4 protein-coding genes and 1 pseudogene are annotated in these 3,164 nt (G+C 39.3%); 1 reads left to right on the top strand and 4 read right to left on the bottom strand.

Going from position 1 to position 3,164, the window contains the following annotated elements:
• The 4 genes and pseudogenes from P8M52_RS01855 to P8M52_RS01840 all read right to left on the bottom strand — a co-directional run.
• Nucleotides 1–244 (bottom strand): annotated as a pseudogene (locus tag P8M52_RS01855) (ribosome small subunit-dependent GTPase A); the annotation flags it as partial.
• A 6-nt stretch (nt 245–250) separates the two neighbouring features.
• A complete protein-coding gene (locus P8M52_RS01850; RefSeq protein ID WP_300306502.1) occupies nt 251–523 on the bottom strand; it encodes a hypothetical protein in 273 nt (90 codons plus the stop codon).
• Nucleotides 524–560: 37 nt separating this feature from the next.
• Nucleotides 561–788 (bottom strand): hypothetical protein, encoded by a 228-nt coding sequence (locus tag P8M52_RS01845; RefSeq protein ID WP_300306499.1) that lies wholly within the window; start codon nt 786–788, stop codon nt 561–563.
• A gap of 31 nt (nt 789–819) precedes the next feature.
• On the bottom strand, nt 820–2,070 hold the full coding sequence (locus P8M52_RS01840; protein WP_300306496.1) for a M48 family metallopeptidase: 1,251 nt from the start codon (nt 2,068–2,070) through the stop codon (nt 820–822).
• Between the two features lie 175 nt (nt 2,071–2,245).
• Here P8M52_RS01840 and P8M52_RS01835 point away from each other — a divergent pair.
• Nucleotides 2,246–3,164: outer membrane lipoprotein-sorting protein (locus P8M52_RS01835; RefSeq protein WP_300306493.1), on the top strand; the 919-nt coding region annotated here is incomplete at its 3' end.

The raw sequence follows: 3,164 nt of genomic DNA, 5'->3' as shown, positions 1-3,164 counted from the left end.
GAAAAACCACCTGATCGCCCGCAACAGAAAGCTCTATATTGCGCCGGCCTGTACATTGGAATAACTCGCCAGACTCACTCTCAACTAATAGACGCTGGCCATAGCGAGTGATCACCAAGCCAGTTTGTGCATGGCTGGTGTCTATCTCTAGTTCGTCCTGATCGTCCGCAGCGCGATTAGCTCTAGCAATTCGCTCGGTTTGAATTTTTTCGATGCGCCATTTTTGGCGCCGTGTTAGGCTCAATTATTCCTAAAATTTGTAATACTTATTATTTAAGTAATCTAGCACCGCTTTTTCCTCATCTGGGAACCAGCCAAGATTAAAGTTTGAAGTACACATGCTTACCTGGCGACTTAAATCAGACAATGTGGCCATCTTGGAGCTATCACGTGTGTAGAAGGCATCATCATGTGTAACCATATGGCACTCAACACAAGATTCTTCGTGCAATTCTTTGCCTTCTTCATTGGCAATTGCAAAGTTGCTAATAAGTAATGTTGCAGCTAGTAAAGGTATTTTCATTATATTCTCCGTTATTCTTTGTAGTAAAGTATACCGCTTATTTTTCCAAAAAGAAAAACTCAGTATTTAAAAATTCAGTAGTATCTTCGATATCTTGCGCATTCCAATCCAGTTGAAAATGATCGCTACAAGCTGATACCATATGGCTTACTTCTATTTTGCTAGTCATTTCATTCCAGCCTAAACTTTGATACGGTGTGTGGTGGCATTTAGCACAGCTTTCATCATATAGTAGTTTGCCATCAGCCAAATTTGGCGCAGCCATGCTGGCTGTTGATAGTAAAAAGAATAGCGCCTTAATGACCACTGGCTTTCAGGTGATTAATACGAATACTAGCACTTGGGTGCGAATCATGAAAGGCTGAATACAATCTGTCTGGTGTTAGCGTTGAAGCATTATCACGATAGAGCTTAACCAAACTTGAAACTAAATCATCAGCATTGGTGTGTTTAGCGGCAAAGGCATCTGCCTCAAACTCATGTTTGCGTGATAAGGCATTGCTAATGGGTGCAATAAAAAAACTAAATACTGGCATAACCAGTGTGAATAAAATTAACGCAGTATGGTTGCTCATAGTCTCAACCCCTAGCCCGTGGAAAAACCACGGCTGATTGATTAAGTAGCCCAATAAGGCCAAACCAAATAGCGAGATGGTAAATGAAGTGATCATGTGTTTGCGAATATGTTTATGATGGAAATGCCCTAATTCGTGAGCAAGAATTGCCTCAACCTCTTGATCTTCCATGCCTTCTAATAAGGTGTCAAAAAACACAATGCGCTTGTTTTTGCCAATGCCAGTAAAGTAAGCGTTACCGTGTGACGAGCGTTTAGAGCCGTCCATTACAAATACACCATCACTTTTAAACCCAGTGCGAATGAGTAAGTTGTCAATCTTAGCTTTCAGTGCAAGATTATCCAATGCTTTAAATTTGTTAAAAATTGGGGCGATGTAGGTTGGATACAGCCAAAACATTAGTAATGAAAAGCCAGTTAGCACCAGCCAGACATAAGCCCACCAGAATTCACCCATGGCACCCATTAAATATAAAATGGCATAAATAAGTGGCAGACCAATAATTAGCATTAGTAATAAGCCCTTAAACATATCACCAATAAAAGTGCCTATGGTCATTTTATTAAAACCAAACTTCTGCTCAAGCACAAAGGTGCGATAAATACTAAAGGGTAAATCAATAATACTGCCAATAATCATCAAGCTGAGAATAAAGCCAACACCGAGATATAAACTGTCATCTGTTAATGTTTGCCATAGCCCGTCAAGCCAACTTAAGCCACCACCGAGTGTCCAAATCAGTAAAACAACCGTTGAAAAGATAATTTCAAAATGGTTAACCAGTAATTTGGCTTGGGTATATTCGCCGGCTTTCTGGTGCTGCTCTAGGGTGATCTTCTCACTAAACTCAGCAGGCACCGCACTAAATGATTTAGCCACCGCCTTATCTTGGCGAATATTAAGCCATAATAGGGTAATAACATAGCTAAGTGTTGCTACTAAAAATACTAAAGTAAATAAATTAAATTCCATGACTCCCCAAGAATCGATATTGAATACCAATATTTTACCGCTTTTTTAAATATATCTAAAATATTGTTTTTGCAAAAAAAAACAATTATTGGTATAAATAGCAAAAAAAACATCTTTACAATATATTTATTTTTAAGGTATATTTTGAACTTGATTAATTATTTTTGGGGAGAGTATGAAGTTAACCACTTTATCGGTTGCAGTTGCAGCCAGTCTAGCTGTATCAGTAGCCACTGCAACAGTATCAAAAGATCTTGCTTATACATCAGGCAGTGTTACTGCTAATGAATTAGCAGCGCAAAACTACTTTGTAAACCACTTTTATAGTTTTGACAATTACGGTATTGGTAAAAAAGGTAAAGACGTTACCGCACTAATTCTTCGTGCTAAGGGCTCAAACCCATTAACTTTGACTTTAGAGCGTTACTTAAACAACGCACCTAAAGCTAAAGGCGTTAACGCTCAGGATTTAGCGATTTTCCGTTCAGGTAAATTAAAAGGTACCGGCATGCTGATTACAGACTTTACTGATCAAGCAAAGTCACAATCATACGAAATCTTCATTCCATCTATTCGTAAAGTGCGTCGTTTTGCCGAGCCTGCACGTGACGATTCATGGGGTGGTTCTGACTTCACCTTTGGTGACGTAACATTACGTAAGCCAAAGCATGAGTCACATGAGCTATTAGGCAAGGCAACTTTCGCAGGCTGTTTAGGTGTGATGAAAGATGTTAAGCGTAACAAGTACACTCAAAAAGCTAATATTGTTGCTGATTGTTCTACTGACGGCAAGGAAGTTTACAAACTTAAATCAACCGCTAACGATGCAAACTGGTGGTACGACAACCGCGTAAGCTACATCGATGCCAAAACATTTGCTGACTACCGTACTGAATACTTCAAAGGTGGCAACAAGGTTAAAGTGATTGATCGTTCATGGATTTCAGCAGGATTAAGTGACCCACGTGCAAGTTACTGGGGTTACTGGTACGGTACAACACTAGCAACTGGTCATGAAACTATGGCATTCATCCCGTCAAGCGTAACAAAAGTTAACCATAAATATAAAGCAAAAAATCTATGGTCAACTCGCA

The sequence above is a fragment of the Candidatus Thioglobus sp. genome (assembly GCF_029243085.1).
Taxonomy (GTDB): Bacteria; Pseudomonadota; Gammaproteobacteria; order PS1; family Pseudothioglobaceae; genus Thioglobus_A.
The sequence above is the reverse complement of the archived record's forward strand: the minus strand, read 5'-3'. Positions and strand labels throughout refer to the sequence as shown.